Source organism: Pseudomonas sp. M30-35 (genome assembly GCF_002163625.1).
Classification (GTDB): domain Bacteria; phylum Pseudomonadota; class Gammaproteobacteria; order Pseudomonadales; family Pseudomonadaceae; genus Aquipseudomonas.
In genome coordinates, this window is the sequence record NZ_CP020892.1 from 919,417 (window position 1) to 937,379 (window position 17,963).

Below are 17,963 nucleotides of genomic sequence, written 5' to 3' on the forward strand. Positions count from 1 at the left end.
GCAGAGCATGACGACTCAAGTGGAGTAGCAATGAGCGAGCTGAGAGAGCTGCAAACACAACGATTAATCCTGCGTCCGTGGCGCGAGAATGATCTGCCTGCGTTCGCGGCAATGAATGCCAACCCAGAGGTCATGCGCCACTTTCCAGCGTGCATGAGCGGCGAAGAAAGTGATGCGCTGGCGCAGCGAATTATCCAGCACTTTGCCGATTATAGCTTTGGCCAGTGGGTGGTTGAACGCGCGGCTCAACCGGGATTGATAGGTGTTGTCGGTTTGCAGCATGTCAACTTTGCAGCGGCATTTACCCCGGCAGTTGAAGTCGGCTGGCGACTGGATTCGAATCACTGGCGTCAAGGTTATGCACTGGAGGCGGCACAGGCGGTACTGCGCCATGGTTTCACTGAACTAGAGCTTGAACAGATCGTCGCGTTTACCGTACCGGCAAACACTGCATCGCAAGCATTGATGCGGCGTTTGCATATGCAGCGCGATCCGCTTGCTGACTTTGAGCATCCGCGTCTACCGGTCGAGCATCCGTTGCGTCAGCATGTGCTTTATCGGCTTACGCGTGAACAGTGGCAGCAAACCCATGAGTGATCTCGTCAGGGCTTATCACCAGCTCAGTAAGCACCAACCCGGTCACTTTGCACCTGGCCCCGGTCAGTTGGAATGGGCCACGCAGCCCGCGCCGTTTCGCCGCTACAACCGTGCGCGACTGATTGAGTTGTGGCATCGCCCATATGAGGAGTCACCTGCGTATGACAGCGCCTTCAGTGAGTCGGCACAGCCACCTGCCGAGCTTAATCTGGCAAGTATCTCGCAGCTGTTTTATGACAGCCTGGCGGTGTCCGCGTGGAAGCAGGCGGGCGCCACGCGCTGGGCGTTGCGGGTTAATCCATCGTCCGGCAATTTACACCCGACCGAGGCCTATGCGCTGATTCCGGCAGGCACGCTTGAGTCGTCTGCCTTGCTCGTGCATTACGCGCCGGATGCGCACGCATTGGAGGTACGCAGCGAGTTGCCTGCAGCGCTTGCTGAACAGTTTCACTGTGCATTGCCTGCGGGTGGGTTTCTATTGGGTTTGAGCAGTATTGCCTGGCGCGAGGCATGGAAGTACGGCGAGCGCGCTTACCGTTACTGCAATCATGACCTTGGCCACGCATTGGCGGCGCTGGCGATAGCGGCAAATGTGCAGGGCTGGCAAGTACGCATGCTGCATGCCGTTGCAGAGGAACAACTCGATGCAGTGCTGGGGTTGGACCGCCACGGTTTTGCCGAAGCGGAGCACGCAGATTGCCTGTTGTGGGTTGGCCCAGCGGTAACCGCTGAATTCCCGCTACCTGCAACCTTGCTGCACGGCTTGTCTGCGCTCGAACTGGCTGGAACGCCGAATCGTTTGTCGCGCCAATACCGCAACTGGCCGGAGTTGCCGCGCGTACAGGCGCTGTGCCGTGCACCAGCATTGCCGGCCGCTGACTGGCAAGCCGGGGAGGGGCGCATGCACGCAGATAATCCGGGATTGCCGCTGCGTCCGATTTTGCACCGCAGGCGCAGCGCTCAATCCATGGATGGCAAAACCGGTATCCATGTTGAGTTACTGTTGGCCTGGTTGCGTCGTCTTATGCCGCACAACTCGCCCGTGCCGTTCGCCACGATGGGTGAGCCCGCTCAGGTCGATTTATTAATCTTTGTTCATCGGGTGCAGGGCTTGCAACCGGGGCTCTACTGGTTAGCACGCGTGACCGGCGAGGTTGAAACTGGCTTACGTGGAGATTTTAGCTGGCAGCGCGTGGATAATCAGCTGCCGCTGTATCGCTTGCTGGAAGGTGATGCCCGTGAGCTGGCTGAGTTTTTATCCTGCTCGCAAGATATCGCCAGCGATGGTTGTGTGGCCATGGCTATGCTCGCGCGTTTTGATACTGCGCTGGCGGCAGGCCAGTGGCGCTATCCGCGCTTGTATTGGGAATGCGGTCAGATAGGCCAGGTATTGTATTTAGAGGCAGAGGCTGCAGGGCTATCTGCGACGGGTATCGGCTGTTATTTCGACGATGCTGTGCATGAATTACTGGGCTTGGCCGACACCCGCTGGCAAAGTCTCTACCATTTCACCTTGGGTAAGGCTGTTTGGGATGAGCGTTTAACTGCGCTACCCGCCTATCCAACGCTACGATTACCAGCCGCAGCAAGCGGTAAGGAGCGGTTCGATGAGTAAAGTTCTTGATGATTTGGTGGCGTTGCTGAGCCTCGAAACCATTGAAGAAAACCTGTTTCGCGGTGTGAGCCAGGATCTGGGATTTCGTCAGTTGTTTGGTGGCCAAGTACTCGGTCAGTGCATCTCTGCGGCGAGCCAGACCATGGATGATGAGCGGCATGTGCATTCGATGCACGGCTATTTCCTGCGCCCGGGTGATCCAACCTTGCCGATTGTCTATCAGGTCGATCGCGTGCGTGATGGCGGCAGCTTTAGCACGCGCCGCGTCATGGCGATTCAAAAGGGCCAGCCAATCTTCACCTGCAGCGCCTCATTTCAGGCGGACGAGTCAGGCTTTAGTCATCAGATCGAAATGCCGGATATTCCAGGCCCAGAAGAGTTGGCGTCGGAGACTGAACTGGCGCAGCAAGTGGCGCACTTGCTGCCCGAGCGGATGCGTGAGCGAGCGCTGAGTGACAAGCCAATCGATATTCGCCCGGTTACCGTCGGCAATCCGTTCAACCCGGAAGTTACTGAGCCGGTTAAGTATGTCTGGTTCAAGGCTGATGGTACGTTGCCAGAGAGCCCGGCGCTGCATAAGTACATTCTTGGCTATGCCTCGGACTTCAATCTGTTGACCACCTCGATGCTGCCGCATGGTATTTCGGTGTGGCAAAAGTTCATGCAGGTGGCCAGCCTAGATCATTCCTTGTGGTTTCACTGCAATCTGCGCATGGACGACTGGTTGCTTTATGCAATGGACAGCCCGTGGGCGGGTAACGCCCGTGGTTTCGCCCGCGGCAGCGTGTTCAACCGGCAGGGCAAGCTGGTTGCCTCGGTTGCTCAGGAAGGTTTGATACGTCTGCGTGAAGACTGGAAATGAGCCTGCACACAGCGCAGCACTGGGTGTTCGACATGGACGGCACGCTGACGCTGGCTGTGCATGACTTCGAGGCGATCAAGCGTGAGCTGGATATTCCGCTTGAGCAAGATATTTTGCATCATCTTGCCGCGTTACCGATCGCCGAAGCCAAGGCCAAGCATGCGTGGCTACTCGAGCACGAGCGCGAATTAGCGCTTAATGCGCGGCCTGCACCCGGCGCGGTCGAGCTGCTGCGTGAGTTGTCTGAGCGTGGTTATCAACTGGGTATCCTGACCCGCAATGCCCATGAACTGGCGCTGCTGACCTTGCAGGCGATTGGGGTTGGCGACTACTTTGCGGCACCTGATGTGATCGGCCGTGGTGAAGCGCTGCCCAAGCCAGACCCGGATGGTTTGCTGCGTTTGGCGCAGCGCTGGAAGGTTGCGTCAACGCAGTTGGTGATGGTCGGTGATTACCGCTTCGACCTGCAATGCGCCCGTGCGGCTGGCGCTTACAGTGTGTTGGTTAACTTGCCGAGCAACCCTTGGCCCGAGCTGGTTGATCACTTTGCCGTGGATTGCAATGCTCTGCTCAAGCAACTTACTGGCCAGGCATGACGTTGCTGATACGCAAGGCTCAGCTGGACGAGGCGTCAGTGATCAGCTGGGTAATCATCACTGCGATCAAGCAAACCAATGCCAAGGATTACCCCGCTGAACTAATCGAGTCGTTACCTGAGCATTTTTCTGCTGAACAAATCGCAGAGCGCATGTCGACGCGAGACACCTATGTCGCCCTGGACGCTGGCGTGGTCATCGCCACTGCCAGCCTGGACGGGATGACCGTGCGCTCGGTTTTTGTCTTGCCGGAGTATCAAGGCCATGGCGCGGGTTTGGCGCTGATGGCGCAAATAGAAACGCTGGCGCTGCAGCGCTCGATTCGCAAATTGAGTGTACCGTCCTCGATTACCGCCGAAGGCTTTTATAAGCGTCTGGGCTACGCAACGATTCGTGAAGTGTACGAGGGCGCCGAAAAAATAATCGTCATGACCAAGGCGCTTGATCCCTGACTGGGGTGGGCGACGCTTTTCCGCCCACCATTGGTGGTTGTGGATATCTATGCAAATGATCAGGAGTTGCTGGACAAGCTTCGCGCTGCCTTTCTACGGATGGCCCCCGTTTGTGCTCGGCTCCAGCGCCTTGATGATTGGGCAGTCTGGTCGTTGATCGCCGTGGCAGTGATCGCTCAGCTCTTGCAGTGTGTTGCGCAGGCCCGTCAGCTCAACGATTTTGCGATTGAGCTCCTCAATATGCTCGCCAGCCAGCTTCTTCACATCAGCGCTGGCGCGGTCACGGTCTTGCCACAAGGTCAGGAGCTTGGCGGCCTCTGCCAGAGAAAAACCCAAGTCTCTTGAGCGTTTGATAAACGTCAGGCGGTGCAGGTCCTGTGAGCTGTAAATCCGATAGCCACTGTCGCTACGCCCAGCCTCTGGCAGCAAGTCGATTGACTCGTAATAACGAATCATCTTCGCGCTAAGCCCGGTCTTTTTCGCTGCTTGGCCAATATTCACTTCAAGTCTCCATCAAACAATTGGTCCCTGCTGGTTGCGCCATCTGTCGCCACATGGCGCAACAGTTTTCAGGGCCTCCAGCGTTTCAACAATAATGCATTGGCCACTACGCTGACGCTGGAAAGCGCCATCGCCGCGCCAGCAACCATCGGGTTGAGGTAACCAAACGCCGCTAACGGAATGCCGACCATGTTGTAGGCAAAAGCCCAAAACAGGTTCTGCCGGATCTTGTTAAAGGTGCGGTTGCTGATGTCCAGCGCCGCAGCCACCAGGCGCGGGTCGCCACGCATAAGCGTAATGCCTGCCGCCTGCATCGCAACGTCAGTGCCGCCGCCCATGGCGATACCGACATTGGCCGAGGCGAGGGCGGGAGCGTCGTTAATACCGTCGCCGACCATTGCCACCACGCCCTGCTTTTTCAACGCGTTGATGATCGAGGCTTTGTCTGCCGGCAATACATTGGCGTGGGTTGAGTTAATCGCCAGTTCATTAGCGACGTTATCGACGCTGCCGCGGTTGTCGCCGCTGATCAGGTGAGTGTCGATATCCAGTGCCTTCAAGCGGCTGATCGCCTCTTTGGCACCTTCCTTGAGAGTGTCACCGAAGGCGAATAAACCCAGTACCCGTGGCTGCGGCTTTTGCTCGATCAACCACGACAAGGTGCGTCCTTCTGCTTCCCAGGCTTCGGCCTTGGCAGCCAAGTCGCCGGGGCTCAAATCATGCTCATCGAGCATGCGCCGATTGCCTAGGGCCAGGCTGCGCTCACCTATTATACCGGCGATGCCGCGACCGCTCAGGGCTTGGCTTGCGGTTACTGGCTGCGTTTTGATGCCTTGTTGTAAACAGGCATCCAGCACTGCTTTGGCCAGTGGGTGTTCGCTCCCGCGTTGCAAGCTCCCCGCCAGTTGCAGCAAGGTTTGAGTGTCGTTGTCGACGGCTTGCAGGTGGGCAACTTGCGGTGTGCCTGAGGTGAGTGTGCCGGTCTTGTCGAAGGCAACAATATTGACTTTGTGCGCGACCTCAAGTGCCTCGGCATCCTTGATCAAAATACCGTGCCGCGCCGCTACACCGGTGCCCGCCATAATCGCTGTAGGTGTCGCCAAGCCCAGTGCACATGGGCAGGCAATCACCAGCACCGCAACGGCATTGAGCAGCGCTACCTGGATTCCTACTCCAGCGATAAGCCAGCCAATCAGGGTGATCAGAGCGATGACCAAAACAGCGGGCACAAACACCTGGCTGACTTTATCCACCAGCTTTTGAATCGGTGCTTTGGCGGCTTGCGCGTCTTCGACCAGCCGAATGATTTTCGCCAGGACCGTTTCTGTGCCCAGTGCCGTAGTTTCGATCAATAAACGACCTTCGCCGTTAATTGCGCCTTCGGTGATCGAGTCGCCCGGTTGTTTGGCCTGCGGCACACTTTCGCCACTGATCAGCGCTTCATCGGCATGGCTTTGACCTTCAAGCACCTTGCCGTCTACCGGGAACCGTTCGCCCGGTTTGACCACGACCTGATCGCCGAGCACTAATAAGTTGAGGGCAACAAGTTGTTCCTCGCCGTCTTTCAAGCGCAGTGCTTGATCGGGACGCAGTGCTTGCAGAGCACGAATGGCACTGCTGGTTTGCCGTTTGGCGCGGCTCTCCATGTATTTGCCGAGCATGATCAGCGCAATAATCACCACTGAGGCTTCGAAATACAGGTGCGGCATTTGTCCGGCTGGAGTGATCAGCCACTGGTAAACGCTCAAGCCATAACCGGCGCTGGTGCCGATGGCAACCAGTTGGTCCATGTTCCCAGCACCTGCTCGCAGCGCTTTCCAGGCGGCTCGATAGAAGCGTGCGCCAAGGATGAACTGCACCGGTGTAGCGATGACAAATTGTGCCCAGGCCGGGAGCATCCAATGCACGCCAAATGGAGCCAGCAACATCGGTAAAACCAGCGGTGCAGCCAGTACCAAGGCGATAATCAATAACCAGCGTTCGCGCTGTAGGTTTTTCTCGGCGCCGCCCAGTTCTGCTGTCTGTTCAGTCAATAATGTCGCGCTGTAGCCCGCCTTACTGACTGCGCTGAGTAATAGGTTGCGGTCAGTGCCTCGTGCAACCTTGAGTTGCGCGTGCTCGGTTGCCAGGTTCACGCTGACTTCGAGTACCCCCGGGTGCTTGGCTAATGCCCGCTCAATACGGCCGACGCAACTGGCACAGGTCATGCCCTGAATAGCCAGTTCGATACGTTCGCTGGGTACTTCGTAACCTGCGGCTTCAATGGTGTCGAGCAGTTTGAGCAGACTGTCTGCCGGGGCGTCGATACGTGCCTGTTCGCTGGCAAGGTTAACGCTGACATTGCTGACCTCAGGCAGTTGACGCAAGGCGCGCTCGACGCGTCCGGCACAACTGGCGCAGGTCATTCCGCCGATTGGCAGGTTGAATGTTTGGGTGGCGGACATGTGGCGATCTCCTTGAAGTTCACCAACATGATCAACCTTGCCATCTTGGTAAGGTCAAGTGTTTGGGTGACTTTATTTCACGCAGCGTTAATTGACCGCCGGGGCACGAATCAGTTTATAGCCCGCACTGGTTTGGCTAATCCGATAACGGCTGATTTCGCCGGCTTTAAGCGACAAGCGTTGACCGTCCAGTTGGTTAATACCTGGCTGGCAGGTTTTGGTGCCGACAGTGGCCAAGCGGACCGTAATCTCTCCCGGCGGCAGATTAAATGAAGCCGACTGTCCTTGATCCAGACGCGCTGTCAGCTCGTCTTGCAAATACAGGCCAATCTCACATTGGGTCGACACTTGCAGGCGTTCGCGAGAAATAATCAAAACCGCATAGCCTTCAGCGCGGCTGTAGTCGGCAGCCTGTGCTGTGCCACTTAAACAGCTGGCGGCGATGGCACTGCAAATCACAGATATTACTAATTGACGCATGTTTATCCCCGCAAAATCAGGACCAACGCAGGGCATCACGGCGCTGCAGGTCGTTGCCAAACAGCATAGCTGCCAGCGCTTGACCTTCCCAGTGCGGCAAGCTTGATACTGCGCTCGACAGGGTAGCCAATGCCCTATATCCGTAATGTTTGGAGATTGAAAATGCAAATATTCAAAGTCGATGGTATGAGTTGTGGGCACTGCATAAAGGCCATCACCAACGTGATTAAAGCCGTTGATATGCAGGCGCAAGTGCAAGTTGATCTGGCAAGCGCTGAAGTGTGTGTGAGCAGTTCATTGGATACCGCGCAATTGAGTGCCCTGATCAAAAAAGCAGGCTATACCGCACAAGCACAGTAGCCTTGCTCTGCGCAGTCACTGTTAGTCGATGAAAAGCGTCACCCACCCTGACGGCTTTAGGGTGGATGACGCGCAGTTTGTTCAGCCGCTCAGCAGCTGTCCTCAGGCAACCACTGGAATCAATGGGTCTGCCGCAGCCAGCGCGATTGCGCGATCAGCCACCGGAGGGTAAATCCATTGGGTGTTGATCTGGGTTTTAAGCTGTTTGCCTTCATCCTTAACCAGCTTGACCTGACGATCCCAACCTTCGGTATACACCGCGCCCCACTGACCGAGATCCAGGCAGGTGACGTATTTCTCCTGGCTGTAAGGAATCGGTGCGACATCCAGCAAGCTGGCAGCCGCGTTATTACCTGAACTGCGACCCAGTGCAATTGCGTGCTGGCAGGTCATCAACGCGTAATTGCCTTGATCATCCGTAGCGGCATACGCCACATCGCCAGTGGCAAAGATATCCGCTTGACCCATCACCTTGAGGTTAGCGTCGACATGCAAGCGGCCATGGTTGTCACGTTCGCCAGCGATTTGTTCGGTCAATGAGCTGGCGCGAACACCAACGGTCCAGACCACGGTTTTTGCCTCGATACGTTGCCCGTCAGACAGGGTGACGCCGTCTGCGTCGATACCTGTAACCGCCGTACCTAGCCGCCACTCAACACCTAGTTCTGAGGTTGCCTGGGCAATTATCGGGCTGATGTTTTCACCCAGTGCGGCGCCAATCTGCTGGCCTCGATCAACAATGACCACTCTGATCTTTGCATCATTACCCAAGGCTGCGCGCAGCCGTTCAGGCATTTCAGTTGCGGTTTCAATCCCGGTAAACCCACCGCCCGCGACAACGACTGTATTGCGCGCCGCTGAGTCAGGCTGATTTGCCAATGCCTTGATGTGCGACTCCAGCTTCGCAGCTTGTTCGATCTGGTCAACATCGAAGGCGAACTGGTTAACCCCCGGTAGTGCAGGCCTTGCAACGCTGCTGCCAGTCGCCAAGATCAACCGGTCATATGTCACGTGGTTTGGCTGTCCTTGGTTGTCGTTGTAGCTGATGCGCTTATTCGTGGTGTCGATGGTCTGCGCTGAGCCTTTGATAAAGTTCACGCCAACCGCTGCAAATAGTTCATCCAGCGCGGCTTTCATCGTGTGCACTTCGGGCTCGTAGAAGCGTGGACGCACACGCAACTCTGCTTGAGGCGCAAGTACGCTGACCGAGATATCGCTGCGATTGTTTTTATCCAGCAAACGCGCTGCGCTCAGTGCACTCCACATGCCCGAAAAACCGGCGCCGAGAATCAAAATATGCTGTTTCATGGGTCGCTCCAAAAGGGTAGATACGATTAAAAAAACACTGGGTCTGGAGTGGCTTTTAACCCCTCCGTTGAGCCTGCGCTGAGCGCTGATAAATTGAATGGCTAAGCGCTCAAAACAACTACGACTATATTGGTCGTAGTTTAATTCGGCAAGTATTTTTAATGCTGTTGGTCTGATTCGCCCAGGAAAAGGCATTGCGCTGGTGCAGCGTTGATATGCGGTATGGTCACCTCGCTTGTTGCTGTGGCGGCTATTTGTTAAATTTGCGACTAAGTTAGTCGGAGATGGTGATGTCTTTTTACAGCGCGGGCGTTGAGTACGGGATTCATTGCCTGCTGTTTTTAGTGGATGAACATGGCAACTCTCGCGAAGCCAGTGTGCGTGATCTGGCCGAGCTACAAGGCGTGCCGCAAGAGTACTTGGCCAAGGTCTTTACCAGGTTGGCCAAGGCTGGACTGGTTGCGTCGACCGAGGGTGTAAAAGGCGGTTTCAAGCTGGCGCGTCCAGCTGCTGAAATCAATGTGCTGGATATCGTGACCGCGATTGATGGGCGCAAGGACATTTTTGATTGCCGCGAAATTCGTAGTCGTTGCGCATTGTTTGAAGGCTCGCCGCCGACTTGGGCGCAGGCTGGCACCTGCACCGTTCATGGCGTCATGCTGACTGCGCAGAAACGCATGGAGGAGGCGTTGTCGCAACAGACAATCCTCGATATGGCACTCCGTGTCGGACGTGCTGTGCCTGAAGAGTTCTCCAGCCAAATTGGCCAGTGGATGACTCGGCGCCGTGAGGCTAAGCCTGCAACTAATGAAGCACAGCCGGATAAGGCAATCGCGCACAAGCAAATTAGCTGAGCAACAGGTGTTCTCACTGCGCGATTAATAATGGTGCTTCCAAGCAGTCGCGTGCCCCTTTAAGTTGCTGACATGCTTTGGCTTGGTGTGTGCGACGCCCGGTTATGCATCGGTGTGCTTGAGCAAACCGTTAAACAATGCAACGAAAATTGGCCTGATATCTTGCTCAGGATCGAACAGCTCAGGATCGCGAAGCCAGTCACTTAACAGGCCGACAATCAGTGCGTTGAGTGTTCTCGCTGCAAGCCGCGGGGTGATACCGGGTTGCAAATGCTCTGAAATTGGCAGTTGGCTGAAATATTGCTCACACAAAGCAATAAACTGATTGATGAATTCAGTGTGGCGATCCATCGCTTCCTGCAGTTCTTCAGTTAATTCGCAGCGGTGCAACAGAATCGTAAAGATACGCTGCTTCTGTGGGTTAACCGCCAGGTCCAGCATGACCTCAATGCAAAGGTCGCGAAGGGCCAGTTTTGGGTTGTTTTCAAAGCCTTTGCAGAGCTGCTCGGTTAGTTGCTCAATGGGTAAGCGGACTTGGTTGAGCATTTCATGAAACAAATGTGCTTTATTCTCGAAGTGCCAGTACACCGCGCCTCGGGTTACCCCGGCGTGTCTGGCAATATGTTCTAAGCTGGTTCGGGCTACGCCATGTTCCAAGAACAATGTTTCGGCTGCCATGAGAATGGAGGCCCGGGTTTTTTCAGCTTCTTCTTTCGTTCGGCGCATGTCAGATTAATTATTTATGGCTAGGCTGTAGATACGGAAATGATTGTAGATAGATTACCTGTATAGTGCTATTTACAAACACACCTGTATGTAATTAGCATTCTCGCCTTTGTTTGCACGCTGTGCTGTCTCGGAGACACCTATGGTTTTTGCACGATCTTTCCCGGCTGCACTGGGACTTCTGGCTTTTTGCACGTTAAACGCACAGCTGCATGCTGAAGATGCGCCACCTGCACCTGAAGTTTCGGTCGAAACAGTCAAAGTCGCACCGCTACCGTTGGAGCTTGAGTACCCTGCACGGACCGCTGGTTTTCGTGAAATCGAAGTGCGTGCCCAGGTCAGTGGCATACTGCAGGAGCGTACTTACCTGGAAGGTAGCAGTGTTAAACAAGGTCAGTTGATGTTTCGCATCGACTCGCGTACTTATCAGGCGGCGCTGGCCCGTGCTAAAGGTGCATTGGCCCAAGAACAGGCGCGCTATCGTCAGACTGAGCGTGACCTTCGGCGTATCCGTGAGCTGCAGAAGAAAGGTTTCGCCAGTGAAAGTGAACTGGACAACGCAGTCTCCAATTTCGAACAAAGCAAAGCCAACATCCAGGCTGCTAAAGCCGAAGTGCAGTCCAAACAGATTGACTTCGATTACACGACCGTCACAGCGCCGATCTCAGGTATCACCAGCAAGGAAACGGTGTCTGAAGGTAGCTTGATGGTCGCCGGGGACCCGAATGCCAGCTTGCTGACCAAAATTACTCAGATGGACCCGATTTACGTTAACTTCGCTGCACCAGACAGTGACGTTGAAAGCGTGCGCAACGGCTTGGCTGATGGCTCTTTGGTACTTGATGGCGACGAAGTTCGTGTCGGCATTACCTACGGTGACGGCTCAACCTATCCGTTAGAAGGCAAGGTCAACTTTACCGACAGCTTGATTGATCGCGGTACCGGCACTGTTAGTACCCGCGCTGTGGTGCCAAACCCGAAGCAAACTCTGCTGCCGGGGCAGTTCGTTCGTGTACAGATCAAAGGCATCTCGTTACCAAAAGCACTGACCGTCGCTGAACGTGCTGTTGCGCAAGGGCCTAAGGGCACCTTCGTTTATGTGGTTGATGACAAAGGTGTTGCTCGTGTTCGCCAGGTCGCCGTCGGTCGTACCTCAAAAGGTCGCTGGGTGATTAAGTCTGGCGTCAGTGAGGGCGATAAAGTCATTGTTGAAGGTCTGACCAAGGTTCGCCCGGATACTCCTGTTAAGGTCGAGTCGGAAGTTGCCGACGCCGACAAGAAATCGTGAGGAGCATCTAGTTGATTTCTCGTTTCTTTATTGAACGACCGGTTTTCGCAACGGTTATCTCGGTGGTGATAGTGCTCGCTGGCCTTATGGCCATGCGCTCGTTGCCAATTGCTCAGTACCCACAAATTCTCCCGCCGCAGGTCTCGGTGACCGCAACGTACTCTGGGGCGAGCGCGCAGGTTATTGCTGAAACAGTAGCCGCGCCGCTCGAACAAGAGATCAATGGCGTTGAAGGGATGATTTACCAGCAGTCGAACTCCGGTGGTAACACCATGAGTTTGTCAGTCTATTTTGAAGTAGGCAGAGACCCAGACCAAGCCACCATCGACGTGAACAACCGGGTACAGGCCGCACTGGCTAAGTTACCCGAAGAGGTTCGCCGTCAGGGCGTGAATGTGGAGAAGAAGTCTTCAGACATTCTTCAGGTGGTGACCCTGTTTTCACCGGATGACTCACGTGACCCGGTGTTTATCAGTAACTATGCGTTGATCAACGTAATTGATGAACTCAAGCGTCTGCCGGGCGTTGGCGATGTGTCTCAGTTCGGTTCCAAAGACTACTCGATGCGTATCTGGCTGCGGCCGGACAAGCTGGCCCAGTTCAATCTGACGCCGACTGATGTAGTTAACGCAATTCGTGAGCAGAACTCGCAGTTTGCTGCCGGTAGCTTCGGCCAGCAGCCTCTGAAGAAAGAGCAAGACTTCACCTATACCGTTACCACGCAAGGGCGTTTTTCCGATCCTAAAGAGTTCGAAAACGTCATTCTTCGCTCTGATGCGACAGGTGCAAGTTTGCGCTTGAAAGACGTCGCACGGGTTGAGTTGGGGGCTCAGGATTATTCCCTGATGACGTCGCTCAATGGCCAGCAAAACGCCGCCTTTGGTGTGTACCTACAACCAGGCGCAAATGCGCTGGATACAGCTGAAGCGGTTCAGTCGACCATGGATCGTGTGTCGAAGAACTTCCCGGACGGCATGGCTTATAAGATCCCGTACGACACCACCAAGTTCGTAAAGGTATCGATTGAAGAGGTAATCCATACCTTTTTCGAAGCCTTGGTACTGGTTATCCTGGTGGTGTTCCTCTTCCTGCAAAACTGGCGTGCAACGTTGATTCCGGTACTGGCGATTCCGGTCTCGCTGATCGGTACCTTTGCCGGTATGTATGCCTTGGGCTTTTCCATCAACCTGTTGACATTGTTCGGCTTGGTGCTGGCAATCGGTATCGTGGTGGACGATGCCATTGTGGTGCTTGAGAACGTCGAGCGGGTCATGGCCACCGACAAGATTGGCCCGAAAGAAGCTACCATCAAAGCCATGGAGGAGGTGACGGGACCTATCGTCGCCATCGTTCTGGTGCTGTGTGCGGTGTTCGTGCCAGTTGGCTTCCTCGGAGGCCTTGCAGGGGAGATGTATAAACAGTTTGCGGTAACCATTGCCGTGTCTGTGGTGATCTCGGGCATCGTTGCCCTGACCTTGAGCCCGGCGCTTTGCGCCTTGCTACTCAAACCAGGTCATCAGGAACCTGCTGCGCCGTTCCGTTGGTTTAACCGGGGCTTTGATAAATTCACCAAGGGTTATACCGCTGGTGTGCGTTTCTTCCTCAAGCGTTCGGCTATCGGTTTGCTCCTGTTTGGCGGCATGATCGTACTGATGGTGATGTTGTTCGGGCGCGTACCAAGCTCGTTGGTACCGGACGAAGACCAAGGCTATGTGATTAACGCCTACTTCTTGCCGCCAGCAGCATCGTTGACCCGTACCGAGAAACTTACTGGCGATGTAACCCAGCAGTTAATGAAGCACCCCGCGGTTGAAGACGTGGTGACTTTTGCTGGTTTCGACGTTTTGACCTTTGGTACACGTAGTAACGCCGGTGTGTCCTTTATTCCATTAAAGGACTGGAGCGAGCGCACCACCCCAGAGCTTGATGCGCGCAACCTGACCCATGAGTTTATGGCCATGGGCGCCTCGCAGAAAGACGGTGTGGTGCTGACCTTCAACCCACCGCCGATTACCGGTATGAGTACCACCGGTGGTTTTGAGGGCTACATTCAAGACCGTAGTGGCGGCACGACTGCGCAACTCTCGACCAAGGTTCAAGAGTTCCTTGCCGCTGCGGCTAAACGCCCAGAGTTAGCGGGTCTGCAAACCACGTTTAACGCCGATGTACCGCAGTACTACATCGATCTTGACCGTACCAAAGCGCGCTCGCTTGGGGTTACGATCAGTGATGTATTCACAGCGATGCAATCGACCTTTGGCAGTTACTACGTCAATGACTTCAGCTTGTATGGCCGTACTTGGCAAGTAAGCTTGCAGTCAGAACCGGAGTTCCGGCGTAAGCCATCAGACCTGTCTCAGGTTTATGTGCGCTCGGCTTCAGGGGACTTGGTATCACTGGCATCGCTGGTTAAGGTTGAACGTATTCTTGGGCCAGATACCTACGCCCGCTTCAACGTGTACCCATCAGCGAAGATTCTCGGTGGGCCGGCTCCAGGCTATAGTTCGGGTCAGTCGTTGCAAGCAATCCAGGAAGTTGCAGACCAAGTGCTGGGTAGCGATTACAGCATTGGTTGGACGGGTTCTGCATACCAGGAGCTGGCCACTCAAGGCTCGGGTAGTTTGGCGTTTGTCTTCGGCTTGATCATGGTGTTCCTGATCCTGGCTGCCCAATATGAGCGCTGGACCTTGCCACTAGCGGTCGTTACTGCTGTACCGTTTGCGGTATTTGGCGCGATTCTCGCGGTTTGGTTGCGCGGTATTGAGAACGACGTGTACTTCCAGGTCGGCCTGATTACCCTGATTGGTCTGGCGGCGAAGAACGCGATTCTGATTGTTGAGTTCGCGGTGATGTTGCGCCGGGACGGCATGGGTATTCTCGAGGCTGCATTGGAGGCTGCGCGCTTGCGTTTCCGCCCAATTGTGATGACCTCGTTGGCGTTCATCCTCGGTGTTGTACCGTTGGCTATCAGCAGTGGCGCGGGTTCCGCAAGTCGCCACTCGATTGGTACCGGGGTAATCGGCGGTATGTTGGCGGCAACACTGCTGGCGACTTTCCTGATTCCAATGTTCTTTATGCTGGTTGAATCGCTTGCCGAAAAGCTCAGCGGAAAAGGCAAAAAAGGCGAAAAGGACCTGCCAGCGCATAGCGACTCGGTATAAGTCTGCGGTAAAACAACGCCGCCATTCGCAAGAGTGGCGGCGTTGTTGTTTGTATAGTTAACGCCAGCTTTGAATGGCAGGGGCTTTTGATGAAATTATCAACCTTATTGATTCTCGGTGCCCTTAGCGCCTTTGGGCCGTTGGCAATCGACTTTTACTTGCCGAGCTTCCCGAGCATTGCCAGTGCATTTGCAACCGATGTCGAGCATGTGCAGCAATCGCTCGCGGTGTACTTTCTGGGCTTGGCGATCGGCCAACTCGCCTACGGTCCATTGGCTGACCGTTTTGGGCGCCGCAAGCCATTACTGGTCGGCGTGACCTTGTTTACTATCGGTTCGCTGGCTTGTGCGCTGGCGCCTAGTCTTGAGTGGTTAATTGCTGCCCGTTTTGTACAAGCGCTTGGCGGTTGTGCTGGTATGGTTATTTCGCGCGCTGTAGTACGGGACTTGTGTGACCCGATTGCTTCAGCAAAAGTATTCTCGCAACTGATGTTAGTGATGGGCTTGGCGCCGATTCTTGCCCCGGTATTTGGCGGTATTTTGCTGGGTGTTTTTGGCTGGCAATCGATTTTTGTCTGCCTGACTATATTCAGTGTGCTGTGCATGATTGCAGTTTGGCGTGGGCTACCAGAAACGCTTGATAGCAGTGTTCCTGGCGCGCCGTTATCGGGTGCGCTCGGAGCTTATCTGCGGTTGTTCTCGGACTGGCCATTTATCGGTCACGCGCTGACAGGTGGCTTGGCGGTGGCCGGAATGTTTGCCTATATCGCCGGATCACCATTCGTCTTTATCGAGCTTTATGGGGTGCCAGCCGAACACTACGGTTGGGTATTCGGCAGTAACGCAGCGGGCTTTATTCTGATGGCGCAAGTCAACGCTTGGCTGGTTGCCAAGCATGGACCAAGCTTTTGGTTGCGCCGAATCGTTTGGTTCTATTTAGCCTGCGGTGCAGCACTGCTGATCATCGCCTTGAACAAGCCTGCACATTTGTGGCCGCTGCTGATTCCTTTGTTTGGCTGCATCGCCAGTTTGGGGGTGTTGCTACCTAACGCATCCGCCTGCGCCATGGCTGGCCAAGGCCGCCATGCAGGCAGCGCCTCGGCCTTACTGGGTTGTTTGCAGTTCTCAATTGCGGCCAGTGCAGCAGCCTTGGTGAGTTATCTGCATAACGGCACAGCATGGCCGATGGCACTGGTTATTTGTGGCTGCGCAATGCTTGCAGCACTGTGTTCGCGCTTTACCGTATGGGCCGAACACCGCGCAGGCTATCCGGCTATTTAACGGTTTGCGTGTTAGCCTGCCAAGCGCTGTTCCTCTGTTGGCAGACAGTGCGGCGCTTGCAGGCGTGATTGCAGGGTCGAGACAAAATTACGCGCCTCAGCCTCATTGCGAAATGAGATTTGTTGACCCGCAAAACTGACCTGCCAACGCGAGTTTTGGCTTTTGCTTAGTGGGCTAATCCGGATTTTCATTTGGTTGGCCTCCTATGGTTGGTCAGCCCAGTGTAGACCTTGAATATGAGATTTCACTGACACAAATAAATTTCTCGATTAATGGTAAAAAAATCGATAATTCAAAATATTTCTAGCGCCTGGCTGCATTCATGATTAGCAGCGGTAGCGGTAAAAAGCCGACGGCTAAAAACCACCGGCTTGGTTGCTTGGCTGCAGCATTCAACCCAGTCCCTGCCGCTTAAGGCGACCTAGAAACCTTCGAGAACGATTTTGCCCTTGGCCTTGCCCGACTCCAAAAGAACGTGGGCGCGGCGTAGGTTCTCAGCATTGATCACGCCGTAATGCTCACCTAGCGTTGTTTTAATCGCGGCGGTATCAACCAGTTCAGATACTTTGTTGAGCAGACGTCCCTGTTCGGTCATATCGGCCGTGCCGAACAGCGAGCGGGTGAACATCAGCTCCCAATGCAGCGAAAGACTCTTGCGCTTGAGTTGCATGATATCCAGTGGTTCAAGCGGATCGTCAATCAATGCCAGGCGCCCTTGTGGGGCGAGCGATTCGACCAATTGAGTAAAGTGCTGGTCGGTCTGGGTCAGACTGGCGACATGGGTCACCTGCTCAAGGCCTGCACGCTGCAACTCTTGTTGCAAGGGCTGGCTGTGGTCGAGCACGTGATGAGCGCCAAGCTCGCGCACCCAGGCTTGGGTTTCAGGGCGTGAAGCAGTGGCAATCACGGTTAGCCCTGTCAACTTGCGCGCTAGCTGAATCAACATTGAACCCACGCCGCCAGCGCCGCCAACAATCAACAGGCTCTGCCCTTGGTCGATGTTGCCCTGGATAATTTGCAGGCGGTCAAACAATAACTCCCAGGCTGTAATTGTGGTCAGTGGCATGGCCGCAGCTTCAGCAAACGTCAGGCTTTTGGGTTTGTGGCCGACGATGCGTTCGTCAACGATGTGCAATTCGCTGTTGGCTCCCGCGCGGTTAATTGCTCCTGCGTAAAAAACTTCATCGCCGGGCTTGAATAAGCTGACCTCGGCACCGACCGCTTTGACCACGCCCGCTGCATCCCAGCCGAGTACTTTGGCTTCAGCGTTTTCAGGGGCGACGTTCCTGCGGATCTTGGTGTCGACCGGGTTGACCGAAATAGCTTTGACCTCAACCAGCAGGTCGTGGGGTCCAGGGGTTGGTGCTGCAAGTTCAATATCAACCAGTGACTGTTGATTGTCAGCCGGCAGGGATTGGTAGTAAGCAACTGCTTTCATG

17 protein-coding genes are annotated in these 17,963 nt (G+C 55.0%); 10 read left to right on the plus strand and 7 right to left on the minus strand.

Annotated elements, in window-relative coordinates:
- Positions 1–30 precede the first annotated feature (30 nt).
- From B9K09_RS04290 to B9K09_RS04310, 5 genes are read left to right on the plus strand one after another with little or no spacing between them, the layout of a single operon-like run.
- Positions 31–597 (plus strand): GNAT family N-acetyltransferase, encoded by a 567-nt coding sequence (locus tag B9K09_RS04290; protein ID WP_087515665.1) that lies wholly within the window; start codon positions 31–33, stop codon positions 595–597.
- Positions 590–2,212, plus strand: coding sequence for a SagB/ThcOx family dehydrogenase (locus B9K09_RS04295; RefSeq protein WP_087515666.1), 1,623 nt, complete (start codon positions 590–592; stop codon positions 2,210–2,212). The genes B9K09_RS04290 and B9K09_RS04295 overlap by 8 nt, the downstream gene beginning before the upstream one ends.
- A complete protein-coding gene (tesB, locus tag B9K09_RS04300) occupies positions 2,205–3,074 on the plus strand; it encodes an acyl-CoA thioesterase II (protein ID WP_087515667.1) in 870 nt (289 codons plus the stop codon). Before B9K09_RS04295 ends, tesB begins: the two co-directional genes overlap by 8 nt.
- The gene (locus B9K09_RS04305; protein WP_087515668.1) at positions 3,071–3,670 is read left to right on the plus strand and encodes an HAD family hydrolase; all 600 of its coding nucleotides are present in this window, start codon (positions 3,071–3,073) and stop codon (positions 3,668–3,670) included. Before tesB ends, B9K09_RS04305 begins: the two co-directional genes overlap by 4 nt.
- Positions 3,667–4,122 (plus strand): GNAT family N-acetyltransferase, encoded by a 456-nt coding sequence (locus B9K09_RS04310; protein ID WP_087515669.1) that lies wholly within the window; start codon positions 3,667–3,669, stop codon positions 4,120–4,122. Before B9K09_RS04305 ends, B9K09_RS04310 begins: the two co-directional genes overlap by 4 nt.
- A gap of 93 nt (positions 4,123–4,215) precedes the next feature.
- On the opposite strand, the gene cueR is transcribed toward B9K09_RS04310, so the two are convergent.
- The 3 genes from cueR to B9K09_RS04325 all read right to left on the minus strand — a co-directional run bounded on the left by cueR (position 4,216) and on the right by B9K09_RS04325 (position 7,547).
- Positions 4,216–4,623: a Cu(I)-responsive transcriptional regulator gene (cueR, locus tag B9K09_RS04315; RefSeq protein ID WP_087515670.1), complete on the minus strand. Its 408-nt coding sequence runs from the start codon at positions 4,621–4,623 to the stop codon at positions 4,216–4,218.
- Between the two features lie 68 nt (positions 4,624–4,691).
- Positions 4,692–7,067 carry a heavy metal translocating P-type ATPase gene (locus tag B9K09_RS04320; RefSeq protein ID WP_087515671.1) on the minus strand — a complete coding sequence of 792 codons (2,376 nt, stop codon included), beginning with the start codon at positions 7,065–7,067 and terminating at the stop codon, positions 4,692–4,694.
- 87 nt (positions 7,068–7,154) lie between these two features.
- Positions 7,155–7,547, minus strand: coding sequence for a hypothetical protein (locus tag B9K09_RS04325; protein WP_087515672.1), 393 nt, complete (start codon positions 7,545–7,547; stop codon positions 7,155–7,157).
- A 162-nt stretch (positions 7,548–7,709) separates the two neighbouring features.
- Here B9K09_RS04325 and B9K09_RS04330 point away from each other — a divergent pair, with 162 nt between their 5' ends.
- Positions 7,710–7,907, plus strand: coding sequence for a heavy-metal-associated domain-containing protein (locus B9K09_RS04330; protein ID WP_087515673.1), 198 nt, complete (start codon positions 7,710–7,712; stop codon positions 7,905–7,907).
- Between the two features lie 102 nt (positions 7,908–8,009).
- Here B9K09_RS04330 and B9K09_RS04335 read toward each other — a convergent pair whose 3' ends face one another.
- Positions 8,010–9,215, minus strand: coding sequence for an NAD(P)/FAD-dependent oxidoreductase (locus B9K09_RS04335; protein ID WP_087515674.1), 1,206 nt, complete (start codon positions 9,213–9,215; stop codon positions 8,010–8,012).
- Positions 9,216–9,505: 290 nt separating this feature from the next.
- Here B9K09_RS04335 and B9K09_RS04340 point away from each other — a divergent pair, with 290 nt between their 5' ends.
- Entirely contained in the window at positions 9,506–10,069 is a 564-nt protein-coding gene (locus tag B9K09_RS04340) for an Rrf2 family transcriptional regulator (RefSeq protein WP_087515675.1), read from the plus strand.
- A 102-nt stretch (positions 10,070–10,171) separates the two neighbouring features.
- Here B9K09_RS04340 and B9K09_RS04345 read toward each other — a convergent pair whose 3' ends face one another.
- Positions 10,172–10,795, minus strand: coding sequence for a TetR family transcriptional regulator (locus B9K09_RS04345; protein ID WP_087515676.1), 624 nt, complete (start codon positions 10,793–10,795; stop codon positions 10,172–10,174).
- Positions 10,796–10,937: 142 nt separating this feature from the next.
- Here B9K09_RS04345 and B9K09_RS04350 point away from each other — a divergent pair, with 142 nt between their 5' ends.
- The 3 genes from B9K09_RS04350 to B9K09_RS04360 all read left to right on the plus strand — a co-directional run bounded on the left by B9K09_RS04350 (position 10,938) and on the right by B9K09_RS04360 (position 16,524).
- Positions 10,938–12,083, plus strand: coding sequence for an efflux RND transporter periplasmic adaptor subunit (locus B9K09_RS04350; RefSeq protein ID WP_157699324.1), 1,146 nt, complete (start codon positions 10,938–10,940; stop codon positions 12,081–12,083).
- 11 nt (positions 12,084–12,094) lie between these two features.
- The gene (locus tag B9K09_RS04355) at positions 12,095–15,244 is read left to right on the plus strand and encodes an efflux RND transporter permease subunit (protein WP_087515677.1); all 3,150 of its coding nucleotides are present in this window, start codon (positions 12,095–12,097) and stop codon (positions 15,242–15,244) included.
- Between the two features lie 89 nt (positions 15,245–15,333).
- Entirely contained in the window at positions 15,334–16,524 is a 1,191-nt protein-coding gene (locus B9K09_RS04360) for a multidrug effflux MFS transporter (protein ID WP_087515678.1), read from the plus strand.
- Positions 16,525–16,535: 11 nt separating this feature from the next.
- Here B9K09_RS04360 and B9K09_RS04365 read toward each other — a convergent pair whose 3' ends face one another.
- Both B9K09_RS04365 and B9K09_RS04370 read right to left on the minus strand, forming a co-directional pair.
- The gene (locus B9K09_RS04365) at positions 16,536–16,715 is read right to left on the minus strand and encodes a hypothetical protein (protein WP_087515679.1); all 180 of its coding nucleotides are present in this window, start codon (positions 16,713–16,715) and stop codon (positions 16,536–16,538) included.
- 230 nt (positions 16,716–16,945) lie between these two features.
- On the minus strand, positions 16,946–17,962 hold the full coding sequence (locus B9K09_RS04370; protein ID WP_087515680.1) for a zinc-binding alcohol dehydrogenase family protein: 1,017 nt from the start codon (positions 17,960–17,962) through the stop codon (positions 16,946–16,948).
- Between the last annotated feature and the right edge of the window lies 1 nt (position 17,963).